Source organism: Marinobacter sp. G5_S1_61_S3 (assembly GCF_054968585.1).
The window spans coordinates 73934-98566 of record NZ_JBQKUK010000015.1 but is presented as its reverse complement, the minus strand read 5'-3'; the positions used below and the strand labels follow the sequence as shown (position 1 = coordinate 98566).

The window sequence follows — 24633 nt, the reverse complement described above, 5'->3', positions numbered from 1 at the left end:
AATCAGAGCAGCGACTCAGAACAACAATGGAGTAGCCTTCCAATGACAAGAAAAACACATCAATGGCAGCAGTGGACCAAGTTGCCGCTGGCCGTAGCGGTTGCAGCCGGAGTATCCGGGCAGGCAGCTGCCTATTCATTTTACGTGGGGGATGTGGAAGCCTCTTTCAATACGACGCTGTCGGCGGGCATTGGCTGGCGTACCGAGTCACAGGACCGAAGGTTGATTGCCCAGGGTAACTTGGGGCCACAGTTTGCAAACACCACTGTTGGTGCGTCCACCAACAACTATGATGACGGTAACCTCAACTTCGAGAAAGGGGATACCTACTCCAAAATCGTCAAAGGCAACAGCGAGCTGTTCCTCAACTACAACGTAGACAGCGACACGCTGACTCGCGTTGGTGGTTTTGTGCGTGGTCGGTACTGGTATGACTTCGAACTGAAAGATGAGAACCGGGCCGTGGACCCCGTCGGTCAGCGCCGTGAACTGAACGACGAAGCCAAAGATAATGCCTCTGGCGGTGAAATCCTTGACGCCTACGTATTCTCGGACTGGTACTTTGGTAATGTTCCGGTCAGTCTCCGTTACGGCAAGCAGGTGTTGAGCTGGGGTGAAAGTACGTTCATCCAGGGCGGTATCAATACCATTAACCCGGTCGACGTACCTGCCTTCCGGGCACCAGGCTCCGAACTAAAAGACGCGCTGTTGCCTGTTGAAATGTTCTATGCCTCGGCGGGTATTACGGAAAACGTGACTGTTGAAGCGTTTGTGCAAGCTGACTGGGAGCCGGTTCGCCCAGATGATTGTGGCACATTCTTCTCGACAAACGACTTTGCCGCTGACGGCTGTGGCCCGGTTTTGTTGGCCGGTCAGTTGCCTGATTCCCAAGCGGCGGCGCAGGGGTTCATTGCTCCTCGTCTGGCGGACCGTGAGGCGGACTCCAAAGACCAGTTTGGTGTCGCGCTGCGCTGGTATGTGCCAGCCCTGAACGACTCAGAGCTTGGTTTCTACTACATCAAGTACAACAGCCGTCTGCCGTATGTCAGTGGCTTGGTGAACAACCCGTCTTCACCCAGCGGCAGCCAACAGAACGATCCGAACGAACCGAACTCCACGTTTCCGAGCTACTTCATTGAGTATCCCGAAAACATCAATCTCTATGGTATCAGTATCAACACCACCACCCCGGGTGGTTGGTCACTGGGTGCTGAGTACAGCTTCCGTGATAACGTTCCGCTCCAGTGGAACGCGTTTGAGCTGATCTATGGTGGTTTGCAGCAGCGTGGTCCGAACGGGGAAATTCTAAGCAAGCTTGAAAAGCAGCGGCTTGAGGAATCCGGAGGAGCCAACCTGGCAGGAAAGCCTGTTGACGGTTACGACCGATTCAACGTTTCCCAGGCGCAGTTCACATTGATCAAGTTCTTCGACCAGGTCATGGGGGCAAGTCGCCTTTCCCTGATCACGGAATTTGGTGCCACCTACGTTCACGATCTTCCGGACGAGGATGAAGCCCGTTACGGTCGCTCAGGTACCTTTGGTATCGGTACATTGCCGGTGGAAGGTTCCAACTTCACGGGTGATTTCTGTGAGGCAGGTGCCAACATCAATGCCAGCTACTGTACTAATGAAGGCTTTACCACATCCTTCTCCTGGGGCTACCGCACGCGCTTGGTTTGGGACTACCCGAACGCAATCGCTGGTATCAACCTGTCGCCGCAGTTGGCCTGGAGCCATGACGTTCAGGGTTATGCGCCGCAGCCTGGTGGTAACTTCAACGAAGGCAACAAGGCTATCGGCCTGTCACTTCAGGGTGTATACCAAAACCGTATAACCGGTAATATCGGTTACACAAACTTTTTCGGTGGCAAGCCGTATAACGAGTTGACCGACCGTGATTTCGTGAGTGCGAGCGTTTCCTACTCATTCTGATTCGGCCTGAATTCGTTTAACGAGGTAATTTAAATGAAACTGAACAAGAAGCTACTGGTCACTGGCATTCTGTCCGCAACGTTGATTGCGGGTAACGCCTTTGGCGCGGTTTCCGCACAGGAAGCGGCCAAGCTCGGTGACTCGCTCACGCCAATGGGTGCTGAGAAAGCGGGTAACGGGGGCGCTATTCCGGCCTGGGATGGAGGTCTGACGACACCTCCTGCCGGGTACAAAAACGATGGTATCTACGTGAACCCGTTCCCGAACGAGGAGCCAAAGTTCACTATCAACCAGAGCAACGTTGACCAGTATGCGGAAAACTTGTCCCCGGGGCAGGTCGCAATGATCAAGCGTTATGACGAATACGTGATGCCGGTATACGAGACACACCGTTCCGCTGCATACCCGGAACAGGTCATGAAGGATACCGTTGACAACGCAACGAGTGTGGAATTGATCAAGAATGGTAATGGCCTGGGTAACTACCAGACGGCTACGCCATTTCCGATTCCACAGAATGGCCTGGAAGTTATCTGGAACCACATCACCCGCTATCGCGGTGGTTCCGTTCAACGCAACGTAGGGCAGGTGACTCCGACAGAAGACGGCGCCTTCAGCGTTGTGAAATTCCAGGACGAACTGACGTGGAAAACCTATCTGGAAGACTATGAGGCGGGGCAGGACCCGAACGTACTGTTCTACTTCAAGCAGGCCATCACCGCCCCGGCCCGCCTTGCTGGTAACGTACTGCTGGTTCACGAAACCATCGACCAGGTTGAGGAACCGCGTCGCGCATGGGTATACAACGCCGGTCAGCGTCGTGTACGCCGCGCCCCGCAGGTTGCCTATGACGGCCCGGGTACCGCTGCGGACGGCATGCGTACCTCCGACAACTTTGATATGTTCAACGGCGCGCCTGACCGTTACAGCTGGGAGCTGGTTGGCAAGAAGGAAATGTACATTCCGTACAACTCCTACAAGCTGGTCGACCGAAGCCTGGACTATGACGAAATCATCAAGGCCGGCCATATCAACCAGAATCTGACCCGCTATGAGCTGCACCGTGTCTGGCACGTGCGTGCCACACTGAAGGACGGTGAGCGTCATATCTACGCCCAGCGTGACTTCTATATCGATGAAGACTCCTGGCAGGCGGCGGTAATCGATCATTACGATGGTCGTGGAGAACTGTGGCGTGTGGCAGAAGCGCACAGCATGCAGTTCTACGATCAGATCGTTCCCTGGTACGCCATTGAAACCCTGTACGACCTGCTGTCTGGACGGTATCTGGTTCTGGGTTTGACCAACGAAGAATCCAACCCTTACGAGTTTGGGGTTGATCGCATGTCACGTGACTACACACCCGCTGCTCTGCGTCGTGCAGGTACGCGGTAAGTCACCGTTATCCGGGAGCAATCCCGGCTGACTGGAAAGCGGTGGACCCTTGGGTCCGCCGCTTTTTTGTTAAAGTCCTTGAATTTCCTCGAATGTTGGGAATTTGCCGGTATTTCGTTATCTTCCCGTCAAATTTTTGCAGCCTACCCCTGATTTGGTTTAACCTCTCCCTACTAATACTAAAGGCGTACCCGATGCAGGGCGCCGCAGCAACGACAAAGCAGAGATCACATTTGCCGGATAAGGGCCCATCGGGCTCATAGATTCCGGGCTTTCAACGGGGCAAAGAGTGAAACCATTCGATGATGGCCGTGCGGCCAACGATGAGTTCCAGTCAACATTAGGCGGTACTCATCGTGGCGAGTTGATCAGGGATTTGTTGCGCCAGCGAGTACGGATGCCGGAGCCCGTTCCGAATTACCTTAAAAGGCCAGCGCTAACCGAAAAACTGACCGCGGCAATAACACCGGGCTCGGTTCTGTTGCTTGAGGCGCCTTCCGGTTATGGCAAAACTCATGCCCTGAGTGCGGCGTTCCGTGAAACCTCCCGTAGCCCCGACACCCTCCGATGGCTGGCTTTGACCGGGCAGGAAAATGATGCCGGGCGACTGTTGGCCTTGCTTGAAATCGCGTTGACACCGCCCGGTGCCACCTCGCGACCGTCAGGGCAACAGAAAGCTTCCAGCAATACGGATGCGCTTGCCCTACTATTGTCCGATGCTCACTGGAGCGACTCGGACCGCGACAGTGTGCTCGTGATTGATAACGTTGGCACCGTCGCCAATCCGGCAGCCATCGCCCTGCTTCAGCAGCTGGTTGAGAACATCCCTTCTGGTCTGGCGCTGGTGATGGTGTCCAGAAAGCCGCTGCCATTTGAGACCCACACATTCGAACTGGAAGGCCGATTCAATAGAATCGGCGCGGATTCCCTTGAACTGACACGGCTGGAAACGTTCGAGTTCTTCTGCGCTGCGATCGACCGTAATCAACTGACCACGGTTGCTGTGGAGCATCTGTTTTCGTTGACTGAGGGATGGATTACGCCTTTGGGGTTGTACCAGCGGGAACTGGACTCCGCGCCGGAATCCCGATTGCCGATACAGGAAACCTTCAGTGTTGAGCGTTTTCTCAGGGACGCTGTGCTGATTCATTTAACGCCTGGCCAACAGCGTTCTCTGAGAATCATGGCGGAAATGGAGATCGTCTCGGACGAACTGTTCCTGTCATTGGCTGATGCTGGGTGTGATCATGCCTTTCGACCCTCTGCAGCTTCGGAAAGTGGTATCCCGCTGCGTCCATTGCCGGGGCGTGGGCGCTGGTTCCGCCTGAACCCTTTGCTGCACGACTGGTTACAGACGCCGGCCCTCGATGAGTCGCAGGAGCGTGCCCTGAAAGCCAGCCGCTGGTTTAGTGACCGTCATCAGTTTCCCGAGGCGCTGCGTTATGCGCTGGTCAGCGGCAGTCTTGAGGAATCAGTCCGGATAGCCTCCGAAGGCTCAGAGGCTTTGTTGATTGGCCAGGATACCGCGTCATTGCTTCGGCTTCGCCGGTCGTTGCCGTCGGGGCTGCTGGAGAAAAGCGCGCGTCTGAAGATTGTCTACGGTTGGGTCCATGCCATCGGTGGTCAGTTCAGGCAGGCAAGAATGTTGATCAACGATCTCGATAATGGCGAGCGTCCCGAACTTGCTGGCCGGGTCGATGCGCTCAGGGCCTTTATTCTCCGCGGCGAGGGCAGTGTTGATGAGGCCCTGATGGTCGCAGACAGAGCCCTGCAGGCGGAGGAGTTGTCTACTCAGGGCCAGCTGGTGACGCAGCTGGTTCGTTCCAGTGCGCTATGCGCCGCTGGCAGGTTTGGCGATGCCCGGGAGGCCAATCGCATTGCCGCAAGGCTGGCTCGAGAGGCTGGAGACGCTGGTTCGGAAGTTCTGGCAGTCTATGCCCACGCACGGATCGAGCTTGGCAAGGGGTCGTTGAAACACGCAGAGCAACTGCTGCGCACTGGTCTGGATACCGCCATGAACGAGTCATCGCGGCCCGCACGTGTTGGCGAAACACGCCTACAGCTAAATCTGGTGATGGTGCTTTGGCACCAGGGACGACAGGCGGAAGCAGACCGGCTGTTGGTGACCTGTGTTCGCCATGCAGAGCAAACCCGCGATCTTGGGTTGCTGCTGGCCATGGCGCTGAGGGTGTTGATTTGCCGCACCCAGAATCGGATGGACGATGCGTTTGCCTGGATTGGTCGTGCCGAGCGAACTATGCAGTCGTGGCAGGTCGACGAGTCCGTCTATGTGCCTGTGCTTGAGGCTCTGAAAATCAGCGGCTGGCTGGCGCTGGGTCAGACGGACACGGCGGCACAGGCTATGGAACGGCTCAAACCATGGCGGGAAGTGAATTGCGTGCCGGAAATGTTCCCGATGATGCCTGGCATGCTGCAATGCCTGCAGGCGAGGATCGAACTGGCGCGGGGTGATGACATCAAGGCTGCTGAAACCGTCCGGAGCATTCGGGACAACGGTGGGGAGACATTGCCTTTCGGTTTGGATTTATATTCCAGGCTGCTGGAAAGTGTCCTTAGCTGGCGCCAGAAAGGCCCTTCCGCTGCCCAGAAAATACTGACTGCCACTATAGCCATGGCAGGAGAAGAGCACTACATCAGCCCCTTCGCGGAGCTGAGGGGAGAGCTTCAGGAACTGCTTGAGAAAACCTGGACCCAGCTGCCGGATGCGCCATTTGTCGACGCAATAGGGAGGCTTTACGGTCTCACCGACATGAAAGAGCACGCGTCTCTGGCTGAGCCTATCAGCGACCGGGAGCAGGGAGTGCTTGAGTTGATTGCCCAGGGGTTGTCGAACCAGGACATTGCCGACCGCCTTCACATCTCGTTGCACACGGTCAAAACCCATGCTCGTCGTATCAACGCCAAGCTCGAGGTGAAGTCACGCACGCAGGCCATCGTCCGCGCCCGTGAACTGGGGTTGCTATAGTGAAAGCTCTGTAACGTTCAGCCAGTCTGCTTCAGCTCGTCTATAAGAGCGTCCTTTTCTTCCCATACCTGGCTTACCCAACGCTGGAAGTCCGCCCGTATTTCACGGTTGTTTTCGTAGTCCATGCCCAGGAAACGGTGTGGAATTTCTCGCGTTCGAATATCAACCACAATCCGTTGGATCCGCCCGCACAGGTAATCCCAAATGCCGGACTTGCCGTCCGGATATACGATGGTCACATCCAGCATGGTGTGCAGGGACTCGCCCATGGCTTCCAGTACAAAGGCCGTACCGCCTGCGCGAGGCCTTAGCAGGTGTTTGTGGGGCGAATTCTGACTCTGGTGTTTGGCCGGTGTGAGCCGTGTACCTTCCATGAAGTTGAAAATGGTCACCGGTGTATACCGGAACTTCTCACAGGCGGCTCGAGTGGCTTCCACGTCCTTGCCCTTCAATTCCGGACGCCGGGCTATCTGCTCCTTGGTGTGGCGTCGCATGAAGGGGAAGTCCAGCGCCCACCAGGCCACGCCCAGCAAGGGTACCCAGATCAATTGCTGTTTGAGGAAAAATTTCAATAGCGGGATGCGGCTGTTCAATACGTGCTGGATGGCGGGAATGTCGGCCCAGCTCTGATGGTTGCAGGTGACGAAGTACCAGTGTTCGCGGCTCAGGCCCTCAGCGCCGCGGACATCCCACTCGATGTTGTGAAGTACGTCAGCCAGCACATTGTTGAAGCCAATCCAGAACCACGCGATGCGGTTCAGAACGATGGTGCAGCCTTTGCGAACCGAAGGCGTCGGGATCAACAACTTGATCACGGCAAACACCATCAGGATCGGGAATAGCCAAAGGGTGTTAAGAACAATACAAAGCACTGCGAGCACGCCTTTGACGGGTGCGGGCAAGAACCTGGACATTGACCGATGTCTCCGGAATACGATTTAGCTTGGTTGTGTGATGGCGGTGTCAGCCTTCGCTACTGGTTTCGTCAGCGGTGGTGGCACCGGGCAACAGTGCCTGCTCCTGTTTTGCCGCAGCCAACTCCAAGAGTTCCTGGGAGTTAGCCCCCTGAACAATAGCCTGGAAGTCGTCATCATAATAATCCAGGTTGTTGTGGCGGATCATGTTTCTAATCTCCTCCACATAATCTTCACCGCGCTCGGAATACCCCAGCAAACCGGCAGCAAGGCTTGGACCACTGGCGATATCATCACGATTACGGGCTTTCAGGCGAATGTCCCTGAGCAACTGGTAGGTTGGATGGCGATTCAGGTTCTGAATGTACGAACGCACAGATCGGTAAGGCGAGGAGAAGCTTGCCACTTCATGACTGGCACCCTCAACTCGTCCCCGGGGCACCAGACCGCAGCCCTGCGAGAAACACCATTGTCCGAACAGGTTGTTGCCTCTACGTGCAAAACGGGAGGTGCCCCAAGCGGATTCATTGGCGGCCTGAGCCAGCACCAGCGAGGGTGGAATCACATCGAGGCGGTTTTTCAGGCGTCGGAACATGGTTTCGCTGCCGGGTTCTTCATCAACCCTCAAGCGCTCGGCCTGGCTTTTCAACCAGGAAAGTTCCGATTTGCTGAGTTCGTCCTTGCCGGCCAGGCTGTCGAGGTAATCACGCTCGATCAGAATACGGGAGTTTGCCAGCACGATACGTGGATACAGGAACGAGAAAAACGCGGCTTTCTTCTCGGTGGTATCACGGTAGGCAGAGAAATCCGGCAAGTCCGCTCGTGACCAGCCAGGGAGTGAAGGCAGTTTGGCCAGGGCGACATCCGAGTCCTCGGCGTCGCGGTCGTGGTCTGGGTCAGGAGTGTGCAGTATGCCCCACAAACCAAAAACCATCAGCGGAACTATCAACCACAGTGCCCGGATACCAGAAGACATAAAACCTCTCGTTACAATCGATATGACAGCAATTATAACAGGTTATACGCCAACGTCGCCCGAGTGGTTTGCTGCCCGCTAATCTGGCAGGCGTGTCGCCATGAGCAACCCCAGTACCTCTTCCTGGCCCTCTGTCTGCCTGAGTTGCAGGAAAAACTGATCCTGATCGCTGGTGAAAAAGCCGTCCAGCGTCAGGCTGCCCGCACTAAACGTTGTAGCCCCGGTGTTGCTGGCCGTGTACGCCAGGGATACCGTTCCGGGTGACTGTGCCTGCGGAGTGGAGACCGATTCGGCATTGACTTGATGGACAACCTCGAGTGTCCGGCCCTCCAGACGGGCGCTGCCGGAAGATTCAATCACCAGCAGGGCGTTATCGAAATGCATCAGCCGGTTGCTGGCCTGCTCCATTCCCACCCCCACGCCCTGAAGGCGGTAGCGCCCCTGGCTGGGTGGAGAGGAATTGGCCTGCTCGGCAGCCACCAGAATTCCATCACCAATGGCGTTGGTGTCCAGGTTGAAGGCCATCAGCGAACCGTTCGGCGTTGATGCGCCGACGGCGATGTCCGGCTTCTCATCCAGGCCGGAGGCACTGTCGCGGTCCAGATTCAGGCGCCCGTTACTGACGATACGGTTTCCACTGTTTGGGTCGTAAACCCGGGACTGACGCTCACTGATGACCCAGTTGGCGTCCCGCTGGCCGGGGTTGTCTGCCGGCACGGACACAGTGACGTTCCCCGTGTTGTCCCTGCGCAGGGAGGTGGTCGCCATGGTCTGGGTGACGGATGGGCCACTGATCTGCCAGTTTCCCACGCCGGCTTCTACCACGAAGGGCTGGTTTTCATCGCCCATGCGGGTGGACAGGTAAGCCACGTTGTAGTTGCGGCCATCCAGTTTCTGGCGCTCGAATCCTTCTTTCCTGAGCAGGTTCAGTTCAAACACGGACAGGTAGTGATCTTCCAGTGTCCGCTCGCGCTTCAATTCACCGCTCTCCGAGCGAAGTTCAATCGCTTTCCCGGCGCTGAAATACCCACTAAGGACTCGATCGGGCTGTTCGGTGCCGCCACCGACGTATGCGCTCATGAAATAGGGGTTGCGGGTCCAGCCGATGATCCGGGAGCTACCACGGCCGGTGATGCTCTGGTAAAGGGCGCGGCCGGCCAGCAGGCGGGTTTCGTCCTCCACGGTGGCTGCGCCAGGCGAGGATGAGTGGGTATTCAGGTCCCAGGCCGGGCGGTCGAAGAACTCGTTGCCATCGGCATGTATCAGGGCCCGGCGATCATAGGGGATATCGCTGGCCAGGTTGGTGACTCGAATATTGAAGGCGTCGAGGGAGGTTAACGTCATGCCCGGGTAAACATAGCCGGTACCGTTCTGGTCGGTTGTGGTTTCCTCGCGGGCGATCCGTACGCCCCATTGGCCGGAGCCGGCAATGCTGGACTCGAGAAACGTTTGCCCCAATTCGACGCCCCAGAACACTGAATGGTAATTCGCGGCGCTGGCTTCTATCTTGCCGGAGGAGCTTTCTCCCAATAGTGCATAATCGGCCATAGCGTCCACATATCGGGCGAAATCTCCCCGTTCCTCTAGCAGGTCGAGTGCTCCGTCGACATCCAGATTGCCGGGGATATTGATTTCAAAATCATGGACCTGATCGGCGAGCGTGGGCCAGACGTACTTGTTCAAGCACAGTGAGCCATTGACGTCGTTCACACAGTCCATGATCTGAGAGAACTCGCCGGAGCTGTAGAGGTCCAGCGAGTTGGTCACGAGGTACTCCGAAAACGGGTTTACTTTCACGTCCCGGTCTTCATCGGCCGCCAGTGATCGCATGCGGCTGTTGCCATAAGTGGCTTCGATAACGACATTGGGTCCTATCGGTCGTCCGTTCTCAAAACGGATGACGGTTCGCCCGCTGTCTTCCCGGCGGGACCGAGTCTCTACGGAGCCGAGCTCGCGGAGGGTCTGATCGGTCAGGTAAACCCGAATGGTGTCGGGCTCCACAATCCTTAGGTTGCGGCGCGTCAACTCACCACCTGGTGCAACGGATTCCGGCACCTCCATGGTAATCCGCACTTCATCTTTGGCCAGGCCGGACGCATTGTTGGAATCGCCGGTTGAGCCGGGCGTGAAGTCATCGATCGCGTTTTTTGTCGGCGGGAAGCTGTTTCCCCGGCCTGCCACGTCGTCGTTCGCGTCGCCACTACCGTCACAGCCGATCATCAACGTAACAGTGGAAAGAGTGAATACAGCGGTGAAGGTCCGTGCAGCTAGGTGAAACATAGGGTTGTCCATGCCAGATAAAACGTTCCAGAAGCGTGAGCCAGAAGTCTATCAAGTTGGCAAGGCACAAAGAGTGAGGAAGGGCACGAAATGGGGAGCGGTAACCCCGCCCTGGTAGAGGCGGGCAGGGTTACTCTGCGGAATCAGGACCTGATCAGAAGAAGATCTTCATACCGGCCATCACGCCTTCATCCAGGTTCAAGTCACCACGACCGTCAAAGTCGGTATTCAGGTAGCGGTAACCGGCAAACACCTCAGCGTTGCGGATAACACGGTAGCTGCCGCGAAGCTCAAGGCTGGTGAGGTCATCGGAATCGCCAAAGGCAAGGATGCTGGGCGCGTAGTGAAGCCCGCCGGTGAATGACAACCCGGGTACGTTGGGTACATTCACGGTGGCAAAGCCGCCGAGGGCCACGGCGCCGCCGTCCAGCCGATCATCATCCCATCCGAAGGCGCGAACACCAATGCCCGCTGTGGTGGGCAGGTTGCCAATGGCGGTGCGGCCCTGGGCGTGGAAATCCACGTTGCCGATGTGACGGCTGCCTTCGTGATAGGTATAGCCGGTGCCGACCTGGATGTCGGAATTGGTGCCGAAGAAGTTGACCTGGCCCTTGACCGAGTCGTTGGTCAGGCTCAGGTCCACATCGGAGGCGTATACAGGTGCTGCCGCAAGTGACAGAACGATAAGGGGAATTCGGGACGCTTTCATTCTTCGACCTTCTTAATGTTTGAATGTAACCGCCGGAATGTTAACGGTCCGGCCCAAGTGGCTCAACTTAAAACGGGTTAAGGGCGGGTTAATGCGGGCGATCAATGGGTGGTTGTGTCGCCGCCCTGATCCAGATCGTCGGGGGATGCATTTTCTGCGGGAACACGATATTCCTCATTGGCCCAGGCGCCCAGATCAATCAGTTTACAGCGTTCGGAGCAGAAAGGGCGAAACGGGTTATTCTCATTCCATTCCGCGGACTTTTTACAGGTGGGACATTCTACGTTCATGGTGGCCTTGTGTCGGGTATTCAGGTGGATGCGGAGGCTTGGCAGTATTGTTCCAGAACCGCCCGCAACATTTCAATATTGACCGGCTTTGCAACAAACGAGTCCATGCCTGCCTCGCGGCAGCGCTCTTCATCCTTTTCCATAGCGCTTGCAGTCAGCGCCACCACAGGTACCCGATTACGGTTGTGGTCCTTCTCCCATTGGCGCAGGCGGCGAGTGGCCTCGAAACCATCCACCCGGGGCATCACACAATCCATGAAAATCAAATCAAAGGGGTGCCATTGCCAGAGACTGGAGGCGGCTTCGCCGTCATTCGCCGTCATCACATCACAGCCTAACTTTTCCAGCAGCCGGCGGGTGAGGGTGCGGTTGACCGGGTTATCTTCCACCAACAGAACTTTCATGCGGCCGCAGGGTAATTCCTGGCGGCGGGTATTGTCACTGACGGCTTGCAGGGAAAACCGGGTCAGGAAGCGACGTTCGTTACGGACGGAATCCGAAAACAGTTGGTGCAGGATAGGGGTCAGGCACGATTCCCGCAGGGACTTGCTCAGGAAGGCATCGGCGCCGGCCTGCCGGAAGTGCTCTGCATCCCCCCGCTGGGGGTTGGACGACAGAATCAATAGCCGTGTATGGCCCCATTCCGGGTTGCTACGGATCTGTCGGCACAACAGGTCACTGTCCATATCCGGTACAAACCCGTCCAGCACCAAGGCATCAAAGGGCTTGTGGTTGTCCGAGGCCAACCGCAATGAGGTCAGTGCCTCTCCGGCGGATTTCACTGCTTCGATATCCAACTCGTGGCGCGAAAGCATTTCCAGGGTGATCTTGCGGGACAGTTCATAGGAGTCCACCACCAGAATGTGCCGCCCGCGGATCATGCTGGTATCCGGTCGACCGCGGGCGGCGCTCTCTGGCGCAACCTGCAGGCTGAGCTCCATCCAGAAGGTGGAGCCCTCGCCGGGTTTACTCTCAAGGTCCAGTGAGCCGTCCATCAACTGAACCAGCTGGCGACAAATGGTCAGGCCCAGGCCTGCACCCGGCAATTGTCGCTGAAAACGCTGACCGAGCTGAACGTAGGGCTCGTACACCAGCGGTATATCCTCGGGGTTGATCCCCACGCCCGTGTCTTCAACCGCCACCCGAAGTCGTACGTTGTTATCCCGCCGACCCAGCACCTCGATGCTGATCAGCACGTGCCCGGAGTCGGTAAACTTGATGGCGTTGGATGTCATGTTGAGCAGAATCTGCCTCAGCCGTACCGGATCCCCTTTCAGGGCCCAGGGCAGGTTCTCGTCAATTCGCAGTTCCAGCGCCAGACCCTTTTCCCGAGCCCGTGCACCCAGCATATGCACCAGATCATTCAGGGTGTCGCGAAGGTCAAAGGGAATGTCATCCAGCACCAGCTTGCCGGCTTCCATACTGGAGATGTCCAGCAGGTCATTGATAATGGCCGACAATCCCTCCGAAGCGTTGAGCAGGGTGTGGACATATTCCCGCTGGTCCTGATCGAGGGGGGTATCTGACAGGAGATTAGCGTAGCCCAGCACCGATTGCAGCGGAATGCGCAACTCATGGCTGACGTTGGCCAGGAACTGATTCTTGGCATGGTTTGCCCGCACGGCTTGATCTCGTTCATCCTGGGATTGGATGGAGGTCTGGCGCAGGGAGCGGGTGTCTTCCAGCAGCTGCAGGCGCATGGTGTTCAGCGCCTGTTCCAGCTCACTCAGTTCGTCACCCCGCTTTGGGGGCTTGCGTCGAAGCCTCAGCGGTTCAATCAATGCGTCCAGGTTAAGCCGGGCGGCGTAGTCGGCAATCGATTCCAGATGACGGGAAAGGGTGAGCCGAACAATGACCAGAAGCCCGAGAGTACCCAACATCACGATCATCGACTGGAACAGCAGTGTGAGCAGTGCCCGGTCCATTAATTCGTTGTAGACGGTTTCCACAGACGACGTCACAGTCAAGGTGCCCATGGCTTCCGGGCTATTGAAGGACGCGCGATTGAACACCAGGGGGAAGGATTGGCTGATCACCCGGCCATCCGGATAGGTACCCGTGTTGAACTCCTCGCCAGCGGCTGTGATCACCCGGGCATGCTGGATAACCGGAATGGCGCGCATGTCATCCAGGCTGTTGGCAACCTCGCTATAGTTCATCAACCAGAGGTTGTTGCTCATACTGCCGGCAACCAGTTCCGCAGCGCGTTCCTGGGTGCTGCGCAACTCTTCGGTTCTGCGCTCAAACTCGCCAATCATCTGAACGCCGGTGGCAGCCAGCGACAGGATCAGGCTGAACAACAGAACATATACCAGCAGCCTGGCAGCCAGTGGCCGTACACCTATTCGTCTGAATAACCGGATCGGAGGCAAGGCACGCATTCCCTGTGTCGAAAAATCAACCGATCTGCAGTTTAACAGACCGTTAGCACTTCGACACGTTCCTGTGATTCATCATGGACAAAGCGGAAGCGCACGTTCAGATCGTACAAATGCGCTCCGTATATCCGTTCTTCATCCCGGCCACGCCGGAACGATGGGCGAGGGTCGTAGCTCACCACATCTTCTATCAAGTCTCGGAAATCCGGATACTGATCCGCTGGCAAGGCTGCGAGCTGTTGGTCAGCCTCATTCAGGAACACTACCGGTAGACGATCGGTCGGTGCGGACTCCGCCCAACCCAGGGTGGCTTCCGGGACTGAATCTGCAAATGGCAGATAGGGCTTGATGTCCAGGATGGGGGTGCCGTCGATAAGATCGTGGTCCCCAATCCGCAACACCAGGCGACCGCCCGCGTCCCGCGTCAGTCCTTCGTTTCTCACGACTGACAGCCCCAGACTGTTGGGGCGGAAAGGTGACCGGCTGGCGAACACACCTATCTTTTTGTTGCCTCCCAGCCGGGGTGGCCGAACCACCGGCCGCCATTCCGCCCGTACCGCCTCATGGAACTGGAACGTCAGCCACAGGTGACTGGCCGTCTCCAACCCTCGGAACGCATCCTCGCGATCGAAGGGCGATTGGATGATCAGGTCAGCGTGGGCAAAGCGGGTCAGTCCTGGTTGTCGGGGTACACCAAACTTGTCCCGGAAGCAGGAGCGGGTAATGGCGATGGGGGTCAGCGTCAAGGCATCAACGGCGGGGCGGGAGGGATGTCGGCTCATAGACACTAGCGCCCAAAGGCTGCCAGGAACGTCTGGTGTAACTGTTCAACCTGACGCTCAACATCCATCATAGCCAGGTTGTTGTCCACCACGTCATCGGCTTTCTGGAGTCGCTTCTCACGGGCCATCTGGGCGGCAATGATTCGCTCTACCTGTGCTCTGTCGTCGGTGTCCCTGGCCATGGTTCTTTTGATCTGCACATCGACCGGCACATCCACCACGACGATTTTATCGACCAGTTCATGCTGGTCGGTTTCCAACAACAAAGGCGACACCAGAAGCACATAGGGTAGGGAATAGTTATCCGGACGCAGTTGCCGCATCAGCTCCTCACGGATCACCGGGTGCAACAGCTCCTCGAGCCAAGCGCGCTCCTCCGGCGCATCGAATACGATTCTCCTCAGCGCCGCACGGTCCAGGCTGCCATCCGGCAGCAGGATCTCTTGCCCAAAATGCTCCGCAATCTTTTCAAGGGCAGGTGTGCCGGGTTCGACGACTTCGCGGGCAACATCATCCGCATCCACCCAGTGCACACCCAGTGCTCCGAACAGCCGTGCAACCGTGGATTTGCCAGAACCGATTCCGCCGGTAAGGCCTACGACTGCCATTCAGACCCCCAGATAGGCATACCACGCCGCCTGAATTTCCGAACCAAACCAAAGGCACAGCAAACCCGCTGCCGCCAAATAGGGCCCGAACGGAATTGGCACTTCGCGGCCGTGCTTGCGGAACACCATCAAACTAATCCCCACAACGGCACCGACCAAAGACGACAACAAAATCACCGCCGGCAGCAATTCCCAGCCCAGCCAGGCGCCCAGCGCCGCCAATAACTTGAAATCGCCGTGGCCCATGCCCTCCTTGCCGGTTACCAACTTGAACAGCCAGTACACCGACCACAGCGACAGATAGCCTGCCACCGCGCCCCAGAAGGCACTGCTGAAATCCGTCAGCACGCCGAAGTAATTCAGGATTAGCCCCAGCCACATGAGGGGCAGCGTCATGCTGTCTGGCAGCAGCTGGGTGTCGAAATCGATTACCGTCAGCGCGATCAGCACCCAAACCAGCAACAGCGACCAAAGCGCAGCTTCAGACGGCCCCATGACCAGAATGGTCACCACCGAAAACAGCGCGGTAATTGCCTCAATGATTGGGTATCGCGGTGAAATGCCCGTCTTGCAGGACGCGCACTTGCCGCCCAAAACCAGGTAGCTGATGACCGGGACGTTTTCCCAGGCGCGAATGCTGTGGCCGCAAGAAGGGCAGGTGGAGGCAGGTTTGGAGAGCGTGATCGGCTCACCCTTCTCGCGCTGATCGTCCGATAGCTCCAGGAACTCTTCGCATTGGCAGCGCCAGTCCTGCTGCATCATCTTCGGCAGGCGAAGGATCACCACATTCAGGAAGCTACCGATGCAGAGGGAGAAAAAAATGACTGCGGTATAGAGAAGCCAGGGCGTGGCCAGGAACGTATCAAGGGAAATCATCAAAACTCTCAATCTGTGCCATCAAAGCCCCCCTCCCATTGCGGAAGAGGGGTGGGGAGAGGGGTTGGTGAAAGGAAGGGCGTGATCAGCCAACCACCTGACCCATCTGGAAGATCGGCAGGTACATAGCGATGATCAAGCCGCCTACGAGTACGCCCAGTACCGCCATGATGATCGGCTCCAGCAGGGCTGTGAGGTTGTCGACCATGTCATCCACCACCGCTTCGTAATGGACGGCGACTTTCTCCAGCATTTCATCCAGGTTACCGGATTCTTCACCAATGGCAGTCAATTGCACTGCCATAACCGGGAACACATCCTGTTGGCGCATGGTGGCCTGTAATTGGGTACCGCTCGAAACATCGTTTTTTATTCGCTGGATAGCATCCCGATAAACGGCGTTGCCGGTCGCGCCGGCAACGGAGTCGAGCGCATCAACGAGCGGAACACCAGCCGCAAAGGTCGTGGAAAGTACGCGCCCAAACTTGGCAACGGCCGACTTGTCCAGGATTTCGCCCACAACGGGCAGTTTCAGCACATATTTATCGACGAGATCGGAGAATTTCTGAGATCGTCGAATAGCTTCCTTGAATAGAAAGATAGTTCCGACAATGCCGAGTAAAACCACAAACCACCAAGTCTGAAGCCATTCCGACAACCGGACCACCATCTGCGTAAATACTGGCAGGTCTGCACCAAAGCCCTTAAACAAGCTTTCGAACTGGGGTACCACTTTTACCAGCAGGATGGCCGTTACGACGACAGCGACCACAACAATAGCAGCAGGGTAGGTCATCGCTTTCTTTACTTTTTTCTTAAGAATTTCAGTTTTCTCAAGATATGTGGCGATGCGGTCCAGCATGCTTTCCAGTGCACCGGCCTTTTCGCCGGAATCCACGAGGTTGCAGTACAGGTCGTCAAAATGCCTGGGATACTTCCGCAGGGCGCCGGCGAAACTGGTGCCCGAGGAAATATCGTTGCGGATGTTGGTAACCAGCTCTTGAAGGCCCCTGTTCTCAAGGCCGTCAGCCACAATGTCGAAACTCTGAACCAATGGTACGCCGGCCTTCATCATGGTGGCGAGCTGGCGGGTAAGCATGGCGATGTCGAAAGGCGTGATCTTTTTGCTGCCGCCAAACAGGGGTTTTGGTTTCTTTTTCACCTTGTCTGGAATAATGCCCTGCTTACGCAACTGGGCCTTCACCAAAGCCAGGTTGGTGCCAGACACCTCGCCCTTGGTTTTGTTGCCCTTGCGGTCTTTGCCTTCCCAGACGAACGCCTGAAGTTTCTCTGCTTTCTCTGCCATGCTTAATCCTTCGTCACGCGGTTGGCTTCCTCTAGACTGGTCACGCCCTCAATGACTTTTTTGAGGGCAGACTGCCGCAAGTTCGGGAAGCCTTCGGCCTGTGCCTGCTTTGCAATTTTAATCGAACTGGCTTCTTCCATAATCATGTTCGCCAGCTCCTCGGTAATCTTGACCACCTCGTAAATCCCGACGCGGCCTTTATATCCACCATTGCATTTATCACAGCCCTTGGGACGGTACAACGTGAACCCTGTATCAATTTGTTCCTGTGTGAACCCCTCCGCTAAAAGCACGTCTTTGGGGATGTCGGCAGGTTGTCTACAAGAGTTACAAAGCCGGCGGCCCAGGCGCTGGGCGATAATCAGGCTCACCGACGTGGCGATGTTGAAGGAGGGGACCCCCATGTTCATCATACGAGTTAGCGTTTCCGCCGCGCTGTTGGTGTGCAGGGTCGAGAGCACCAGATGCCCTGTTTGCGCCGCTTTGATAGCGATGTTCGCCGTTTCCAGGTCTCGGATCTCACCAACCATGATGATGTCCGGGTCCTGACGCAGGAAGGCTCTCAATGCCTCCGCAAAGCCGAGGCCTACCCTGGTGTTGACGTTGACCTGGTTGATGCCTTCCAGGTTGATTTCCGCGGGGTCTTCGGCCGTGGAAATGTTTCTTTCTGGTGTGTTCAGTATGTTCAGGCCGGTATAAAGGGAAACCGTTTTGCCTGAGCCGGTGGGCCCCGTCACCAGTATCATTCCCTGTGGCTGCTCAAGGGCGTCCAGGTACAGTTGTTTCTGTTCTTCCTCATACCCCAGGACATCAATGCCGAGCTTTGCCTGACTTGGGTCGAGAATCCGCAGAACGATTTTTTCTCCCCAAAGGGTAGGGAGAGTGTTGACCCGGAAGTCGATGGCCTTGGTCTTGGACAGCTTCATCTTGATCCGGCCGTCCTGGGGGACCCGGCGCTCTGAGATATCCAGCTGCGCCATGATTTTTACCCGGGCAGAAATCTTGGGGGCCAACTTGATGGAGGGCCGCGACATTTCTTTCAGAATGCCGTCGGTGCGGTATCGAACCCGATAGGTTTTCTCATAGGGTTCAAAGTGAACGTCCGAGGCCCCCCCGCGAATGGCGTCAAGAAGCATCTTGTTCACGTACTTTACGATGGGGGCATCGTCGACATCGCTGGTCGCGACAACGGCATCGTCTTCCTGGTCACCGCCTTCGGTTTCAACGCCTTCAAGGTCGGCATCATCCAGATCACCCATCGACGTATCGTGGGACTCAAGATACTTGTCGATGGCTTCCCGGAGCTTGGCGTCGTCAACCAGGATGGCGTCTGTACTCAAACCGGTATTGAATTTGATCTCGTCCAACGCCTGGATGTTGGTCGGGTCGGAGACCGCAATGAACAGCCGGTTCCCACGCTTATAGAGCGGCAGGGCGTTGTGTTTTCGTATCAGTTTTTCATCTACGACCTTATCGGGCATCATCTCCGGCATAAAGGCGTTGAGATCCAGAACCGAAACGCCGAACTCCATCGCAGCGGAGAAGGCGAGCCCTCCGCTGTTCGCCAGGTTGTTCTGTACCAAGTAGGTAATGAGTGGAATGCGGTTGTGGGATGCTTGGAGAAAGGCATCTTTCGCAGTGGATTCATCAATAAGCCCGTCATCGACGAAGCGTCTCGCCAGGCCCGTAAGCGTTACATTGCTTTTATTGGTAGACATAAATTGTGTAAAAAACGCAGCCTAAGTGTCTGAAACGGATGTTGGTCTAATGGAGTGAGTTTAGATGGCTGGCAACGGTTTGGAAAGGCGTGCGGGCAATGAAGTGGTCTTGTGCCCGGAAAACCTGGTGCTTACGGATGTGTCATCTGACAATAATTGTCACCCAGTGACGTGTGAGGGCATAGGGTCGACTTCTTTTGTCGATGCGATGAATTTCACAATGTTTTATAAAGTGCTGATAATAAGGCGTTTGTCGGCGGTTGACTTTAGTTGGCACGAGCAATGCTTAACAAAACCCAGGCTCTAGATACCGGTCACGGGGTGCGACTCCGCCGGGCCCGGGCCGTATCGAGTGGATTAACGACAAATACAGAGGTCGACTAATGAAGAACATTCAAATGAATCACGCCCAAAAAGGTTTCACACTGATCGAACTGATGATCGTAGTTGCGATCATCGGTATCCTGGCAGCTGTAGCTATCCCCCAGTATCAGGACTACACCGCCCGCTCACAGGTTTCACGGGTTGTTGGTGAGATCAATGCTCTGAAATCCAGCGCTGAAAGCATTTTTAACAGCGGCGGTGAAGTTGTTGCGACTGCAGATGATTTGGCCCAGGATCCGCGTCAAATCAATATCGGTTGGACCGGTTCTAACCTGGTTGACGATGCCTACGGCGATGCAGCAGGTCTTGATGTGGAAAATGGCGACCTGCCGAACATGACTTGGTCTGTGCGCCTGGGTGAAGACGCTTCCGGCTCTGTTCGTGGCGTTGTAATCACTATTAGTCGCAGCCTTGCCGGTGCATACTCTTGCTCCATGACTGGCGGTACTGCTGCACAGGGTTGGAAAGACTCATACGCTCCTGCTAGCTGTGAACACTCTTAATAGTTAGCTTTGACCGGCCGGCCTCTCGAGGTTGGCTGGTTAAGGAGTTCAAAAACCCCGCCGTTCGGTGGGGTTTTTACTATTCTGATTAATAGTGATTTTGAGGATGTGTTGTGGCGAAGAACGCAGGCGGCACTCATGAAGATCCTTTGATGTTTGGTCATTCCAGTCTTTTTCTTCATCTCTTTCTGTTTCCTGTTTTTCTGTGCGTTATTCTCGTTTCCCTGTTCATTGATTTCCTTCCGGTCTACTTTGGCAACTTTGCTGACCAACGTTTTTTCCAGGTATTTCTTCTTGTCTTTGTGACGTCTTCTGTCTTGTTGATGCCAGTTGGAGGGCTGAGGCGACGTTTATGGATTGATAGCTGGCCCGCGTTTGTCGTTGCTGCAGGTTTTCTTGTTTTGGCAGTTCCTTTTGTTGCCAGTGAGTATCGCTGGGTCGAGCCGGGAATGTACGGCTTTTTCTTTCTGGCGTTTCCGATTATGGGTTGGAAGATTCGTGAAAGGGGGTGTACAGAAAGAGCTGCCGTTGCGTTGGTTGGTGTGATTCTGGTTGGTTGCTTCTTCTACGCGGCGATGACTCTCACAGCCTACGCGTTTGCCATTACTGACAATTTTTCGAACCTTGTTGACGTCATTCCCTGGGGGTTCGTCAACATGCGTTATTGGGGGCACCTTGCTACGTGGTTTCTGCCGTTGTTTCCGCTGGCATTGCTCTACGGGTCATTCAAGAATCGCTCGCTTTGGCAAGTAGCAGTCTATTTCACAGCAGGTATCTGGTGGTGGGTGGTGTTCCTCACGACGTCGAGGGGCTCGATGATCAGTCTGGTTGTTGCAGCATTGATAGTGCTGGTCTTTTTCGGCCGAATGGCAATTCCCTGGCTAGTCGCTTCGTTGAAGTTCGTTTTGCTAGGTGGACTTCTGTGGTGTGTGCTTTCCTGGGCTGTGCCAGAACTGGTTTTCGACAAAACGATGATTCGTGGTCTTCATTCTAGTGATTCCGGGCGTTTGCCGCTTTGGATGGAAGCCTGGGAGATGAGTTTGCAGAACTTTCCGTTGGGAATGGGGGCGCAGTCATGGCTAACTCACACGACTCTTACCAGTAACTATTTGTCTGCGCAGACTTTTGGGCATCCTCACAATATGTATCTGATGTGGGCGGCAGAGTATGGCTGGGCGCTGATGGGCTTGGTCGCAGTTCTCATAAGCGTAGCGGTGAAAAGGCTTCTTTCGCTGCGCAGGCTGATGGTATCGAGCATGCAGGGGAATGCATCGTTGGTAGTCGCTTTTACTGCTTCAAGTGCAGCAGGTCTTGCTCACGCTGGAGTTTCTGCAGTCTTTCTTGTTCCTGCCACAATGTCTGTAGCCTTGCTGGTGCTGGCTATTTTTTGGGCTTTATCGCTACCAATGGTCACGACTGATTCGAACTCGAAAACTATTAGCGGGGAGGTAAAACGTTGGGTCCGCCCGGGTATGCTGCTTGCACCTTTCATATTATTTTTCGGTATTTTGTGGATTCAGGAGGTTTGGCGCTATCACGAAGCGATGACGGAAGACTTGAGGGTTTATGTTGAAGGCCAGAATGCTCCTCTTTTGCCGCGCTTCTGGCTACATGGATTTTTCCCGCGCCCAACACCTGGTGAGGTTGGTCCGGGTTTTGCTCAATGAAAGTATGTCTCGATTTCTGGAATACGTAATATGATTGGAAAAAACAGCGGATTTACCTTGATTGAGCTCATGATTGTTGTGGCGATCGTCGGAATTATTGCGGCAATTGCCATACCAAGCTACCAGGGATATGTTATGCAGTCTCAGGTAAATCAAGCGCTTGGAGAGTTGTCGGCTTACAAAACTGCTGTAGAGGAACGCTTGTCCCAGAGCGGAGCATTGGTTAATTCTGATATTGGTTATTCCCCCTCACCGTTAACAACGGGTACAGCCGCTATCGATATCGCTGTGCTGAATCCTGACGGTTCTGGTCACCTTGAGGTGACCATGGGGGGCAATGCGCACGGGAGTCTGACAGGTGTCGTCTTAAGGCTGGAGCGCTCCGTTACGGGGAGTTGGAGCTGTATTGTCGACACAAGTGGCGCCCCTGGATGGAGTGACCGCTATAGTCCGTCAGGCTGTGCAGTCATTTAAGTCTTGGCCGCTTCAAACTAGCACCTGACTTCGGTGCCCCAACCAAGAAGTCTTACAGATTTGCTTTCTATTGACGTTGCTCGCAACTGCTTCTCCGTGGGTGTGAGTGACGTATAGACTTTATGCAGATCGAGAGAGTTATTATCAGCTAATACCCCTCCACCCCAGTATTTCCCTCGAACCTTCAATGAAAGGTGCCTCCGCATTAGTTTTGATGTGTTGCGTCACTATCGCCCATAATAGCGCAAACGTAATTGACCTGACGCAGGAAGCCGACCCTCATGCACTACAGCTCCATCCTCCCCGATGTCCTGAAAATCGCAGACGCCGCCAGCGAAAAAGTGCTCAGCATCTACATGACGGACTTCAAGGTCGATTTTAAGGCGGACGAGTCGCCGATTACTGCGGCAGACGTCGCCAGCCATCGGGTGATTGTGGCAGGCCTGCGGCACCTCAGCCACGACATCCCCGTGCTTTCAGAAGAGGGTGCAGAGATCCCCTGGAGCGAGCGCAAACAGTGGCGACGCTTCTGGCTGATTGACCCGATTGATGGCACCAAGGACTTCACCCAACGCACCGGTGAATTCACCGTTAACATCGCATTGATCGAAAACGGCGAACCCATTCTCGGGGTCGTAACCGCGCCTGCGTTGAAAGAAGCCTACTGGGGCCTGAAAGGCGAGGGCGCCTATAAGCGCGATCGCACCGGTCGCACCCGGCGGATCAGTGTGGTCGAGCCTGGTGAGGCCAAGCGCGTTGTTGCCAGCAAGAACCACCTGAACGAAGAAACCAAAGCCTTCATCAACAAGCTTGGCGCCCACGAATTGGTGCAGGCAGGCAGTTCCCTTAAGTTCTGCAAAATCGCCGAAGGCCATGCGGACATTTACCCGAGGCTGGGGCCAACTTGCGAGTGGGATACCGGTGCAGCCCACGCTGTGCTCTCGGCCGCTGGAGGTAAGGTGGAAACGCTGGAAGGCAAGCCTTTGCAGTACGGCAAGGAAGATGTGCTCAACCCTCATTTCATTGCCGCTGGCAACTGGCACAAATGACCTGGTACGCCCTGCAACACAAGCCCAGTCAGGGCGACCGTGCCCTGACTCATTTGCAAAATCAGGACATCGCCTGCTTCTACCCGAAAATCACGGTGGAAAAAATCAAGGCCGGCAAGCGCACCAAAAAGCTGGAACCCCTGTTCCCCGGCTACCTGTTCGTGAACCTGGAGCAAACGGACCCCATGTGGGCCAAGCTACGCTCCACGCGCGGAATCCTGCGGATTGTCAGCTTCGCTAATAAACCGGCCGCCATTCCGGATGACGTCATCCTGCACATTAAAGACAGCCTGCATACCGTGGCGGAGCAGGGCGGCATCAAACCCGGTCAGGCCGTTGATCTGGAAGACGGGCCCTTCAAAGGCATCAGCGCTATATTTCAGGCCTACGACGGCGAAGAGCGCGCCATCGTCTTGATCAGCTTTATGCAGAAGCAACAAACCGTCATAGTCCCTCTATCCACCCTCCACCGCAGTAAGCCGGATTAGCGAAGCGTAATCCAGCAAACCATATCCCAAGCCCAAAAGGAACTTTTGTTCACTTCTTTTCGTCCTGCAAACGGTCATAATGTCACTAACTCTTAACAAACGATGGTTATGAAATGGTAGAACCCCCCCAGGGGCCTTCGCGTCCCCAATACGACGACGAAATCAGCCTGGTTGATCTGGCAACGACATTTCTCAGACGCCGGCGGGTGTTCTACGTCATTTTTTTGGTGGTCTCTCTTGTTGGTGTGGTCTACGCATTGTTCGTGCCGGAAAAATACGAATACGTCACCCTCATGAAATTGGCTGAAAAGGCGAATGGAACATACGTCGAAGAGCCCGCTACCATCATCGCCGAACTGGACAGCCTCTGGGTGCCGGATCTGCAGGCCACCTATCGCGCAGAAAATAGCAGGAACCTGCCTTTCAAACTAACGGCCAGTAACCCGAAGGATACCGGACTTATTAGAATCGTTTCCGAAGCCTCGCCCCCCTTGGCAGAGCTTATAGAGAAGAATCATCGGAAGCTGATCGAGCGGCTAAGCTCTGAACAAGAGCAGGCATTGTCTAGGCTGCGCAAGAGTCTTGAAAAGCAGATTGCGTCCCTGGATTCGACCATAAAAATGCTCGAAGAAGGGGAGAACACCGGCGATGCAATTGCGTCCGCTGTAGAAAAGCAGCTTGCACTGGAATCGGATCTGCAATCGTTGTCACCATTTGAGGCTCTGGTCGTTAGCAGGCAAAGCGGTGAAAATGCGGGCACGTCGAGAAGCCTGATTGTCGTGCTATCAATAATGCTAGGGTTGATGGCGGGAGTATTTATTGCGTTTCTCGCTGAGTTTATTGGCCTGGTTAGAAATCAGCTTGCTGGCGAGTGATCAAATTATGAGCCTTTGACAATTCTTCACTTCAGCGCACCTG

Annotated in this window: 20 protein-coding genes; 9 read left to right on the top strand and 11 right to left on the bottom strand. The window is 55.6% G+C overall.

All coding sequences use genetic code 11. The features are described from left to right. The first annotated feature begins 42 nt into the window (after positions 1-42). The 3 genes from ACTRWH_RS15560 (at position 43) to ACTRWH_RS15550 (ending at position 6313) form a co-directional block, all read left to right on the top strand. Positions 43-1932: a DUF1302 domain-containing protein gene (locus tag ACTRWH_RS15560; protein ID WP_151982653.1), complete on the top strand. Its 1890-nt coding sequence runs from the start codon at positions 43-45 to the stop codon at positions 1930-1932. A 33-nt stretch (positions 1933-1965) separates the two neighbouring features. Continuing rightward, complete coding sequence (locus ACTRWH_RS15555; RefSeq protein WP_462826585.1) at positions 1966-3327, top strand: DUF1329 domain-containing protein; 1362 nt, start codon at positions 1966-1968, stop codon at positions 3325-3327. A gap of 289 nt (positions 3328-3616) precedes the next feature. Continuing rightward, on the top strand, positions 3617-6313 hold the full coding sequence (locus tag ACTRWH_RS15550; RefSeq protein ID WP_462826584.1) for a LuxR C-terminal-related transcriptional regulator: 2697 nt from the start codon (positions 3617-3619) through the stop codon (positions 6311-6313). Positions 6314-6330: 17 nt separating this feature from the next. On the opposite strand, the gene ACTRWH_RS15545 is transcribed toward ACTRWH_RS15550, so the two are convergent. The 11 genes from ACTRWH_RS15545 to pilB all read right to left on the bottom strand — a co-directional run bounded on the left by ACTRWH_RS15545 (position 6331) and on the right by pilB (position 19150). Next, a complete protein-coding gene (locus tag ACTRWH_RS15545; RefSeq protein WP_036209915.1) occupies positions 6331-7227 on the bottom strand; it encodes an acyltransferase in 897 nt (298 codons plus the stop codon). 49 nt (positions 7228-7276) lie between these two features. Next, positions 7277-8203, bottom strand: coding sequence for a glucosaminidase domain-containing protein (locus ACTRWH_RS15540; protein ID WP_036209916.1), 927 nt, complete (start codon positions 8201-8203; stop codon positions 7277-7279). A 78-nt stretch (positions 8204-8281) separates the two neighbouring features. Next, positions 8282-10483, bottom strand: coding sequence for a hypothetical protein (locus ACTRWH_RS15535; RefSeq protein ID WP_228209852.1), 2202 nt, complete (start codon positions 10481-10483; stop codon positions 8282-8284). Between the two features lie 154 nt (positions 10484-10637). Then, on the bottom strand, positions 10638-11192 hold the full coding sequence (locus tag ACTRWH_RS15530) for a YfaZ family outer membrane protein (RefSeq protein ID WP_036209917.1): 555 nt from the start codon (positions 11190-11192) through the stop codon (positions 10638-10640). Between the two features lie 101 nt (positions 11193-11293). Continuing rightward, positions 11294-11482, bottom strand: a complete 189-nt coding sequence (gene yacG / locus ACTRWH_RS15525) for a DNA gyrase inhibitor YacG (protein WP_036209919.1) — start codon at positions 11480-11482, stop codon at positions 11294-11296. A 20-nt stretch (positions 11483-11502) separates the two neighbouring features. Then, positions 11503-13863, bottom strand: a complete 2361-nt coding sequence (locus ACTRWH_RS15520) for a hybrid sensor histidine kinase/response regulator (protein ID WP_227544155.1) — start codon at positions 13861-13863, stop codon at positions 11503-11505. Positions 13864-13895: 32 nt separating this feature from the next. Then, positions 13896-14642, bottom strand: coding sequence for a tRNA (N6-threonylcarbamoyladenosine(37)-N6)-methyltransferase TrmO (gene tsaA, locus ACTRWH_RS15515; RefSeq protein ID WP_036209925.1), 747 nt, complete (start codon positions 14640-14642; stop codon positions 13896-13898). Positions 14643-14647: 5 nt separating this feature from the next. Then, positions 14648-15250, bottom strand: coding sequence for a dephospho-CoA kinase (coaE, locus tag ACTRWH_RS15510; protein ID WP_075196492.1), 603 nt, complete (start codon positions 15248-15250; stop codon positions 14648-14650). Beyond that, positions 15251-16126 carry a prepilin peptidase gene (locus ACTRWH_RS15505; RefSeq protein ID WP_462826583.1) on the bottom strand — a complete coding sequence of 292 codons (876 nt, stop codon included), beginning with the start codon at positions 16124-16126 and terminating at the stop codon, positions 15251-15253. An 85-nt stretch (positions 16127-16211) separates the two neighbouring features. Further along, positions 16212-17432: a type II secretion system F family protein gene (locus ACTRWH_RS15500; protein ID WP_075196490.1), complete on the bottom strand. Its 1221-nt coding sequence runs from the start codon at positions 17430-17432 to the stop codon at positions 16212-16214. Between the two features lie 2 nt (positions 17433-17434). Continuing rightward, on the bottom strand, positions 17435-19150 hold the full coding sequence (gene pilB, locus ACTRWH_RS15495; protein WP_075196489.1) for a type IV-A pilus assembly ATPase PilB: 1716 nt from the start codon (positions 19148-19150) through the stop codon (positions 17435-17437). A gap of 383 nt (positions 19151-19533) precedes the next feature. Between pilB and ACTRWH_RS15490 the strand changes: the two genes are divergently transcribed. The 6 genes from ACTRWH_RS15490 (at position 19534) to ACTRWH_RS15465 (ending at position 24590) form a co-directional block, all read left to right on the top strand. After that, entirely contained in the window at positions 19534-20037 is a 504-nt protein-coding gene (locus ACTRWH_RS15490; protein WP_041332440.1) for a pilin, read from the top strand. Positions 20038-20150: 113 nt separating this feature from the next. Further along, a complete protein-coding gene (locus ACTRWH_RS15485; RefSeq protein ID WP_462826582.1) occupies positions 20151-21704 on the top strand; it encodes an O-antigen ligase family protein in 1554 nt (517 codons plus the stop codon). Between the two features lie 30 nt (positions 21705-21734). Beyond that, entirely contained in the window at positions 21735-22178 is a 444-nt protein-coding gene (locus tag ACTRWH_RS15480; protein ID WP_041332442.1) for a pilin, read from the top strand. 281 nt (positions 22179-22459) lie between these two features. Continuing rightward, positions 22460-23227 carry a 3'(2'),5'-bisphosphate nucleotidase CysQ gene (gene cysQ / locus ACTRWH_RS15475; RefSeq protein WP_041332443.1) on the top strand — a complete coding sequence of 256 codons (768 nt, stop codon included), beginning with the start codon at positions 22460-22462 and terminating at the stop codon, positions 23225-23227. Next, a complete protein-coding gene (gene rfaH / locus ACTRWH_RS15470; RefSeq protein WP_462826581.1) occupies positions 23224-23715 on the top strand; it encodes a transcription/translation regulatory transformer protein RfaH in 492 nt (163 codons plus the stop codon). Before cysQ ends, rfaH begins: the two co-directional genes overlap by 4 nt. Positions 23716-23828: 113 nt before the next feature. Further along, positions 23829-24590, top strand: coding sequence for a Wzz/FepE/Etk N-terminal domain-containing protein (locus tag ACTRWH_RS15465; RefSeq protein WP_462826580.1), 762 nt, complete (start codon positions 23829-23831; stop codon positions 24588-24590). Positions 24591-24633: the final 43 nt, after the last annotated feature.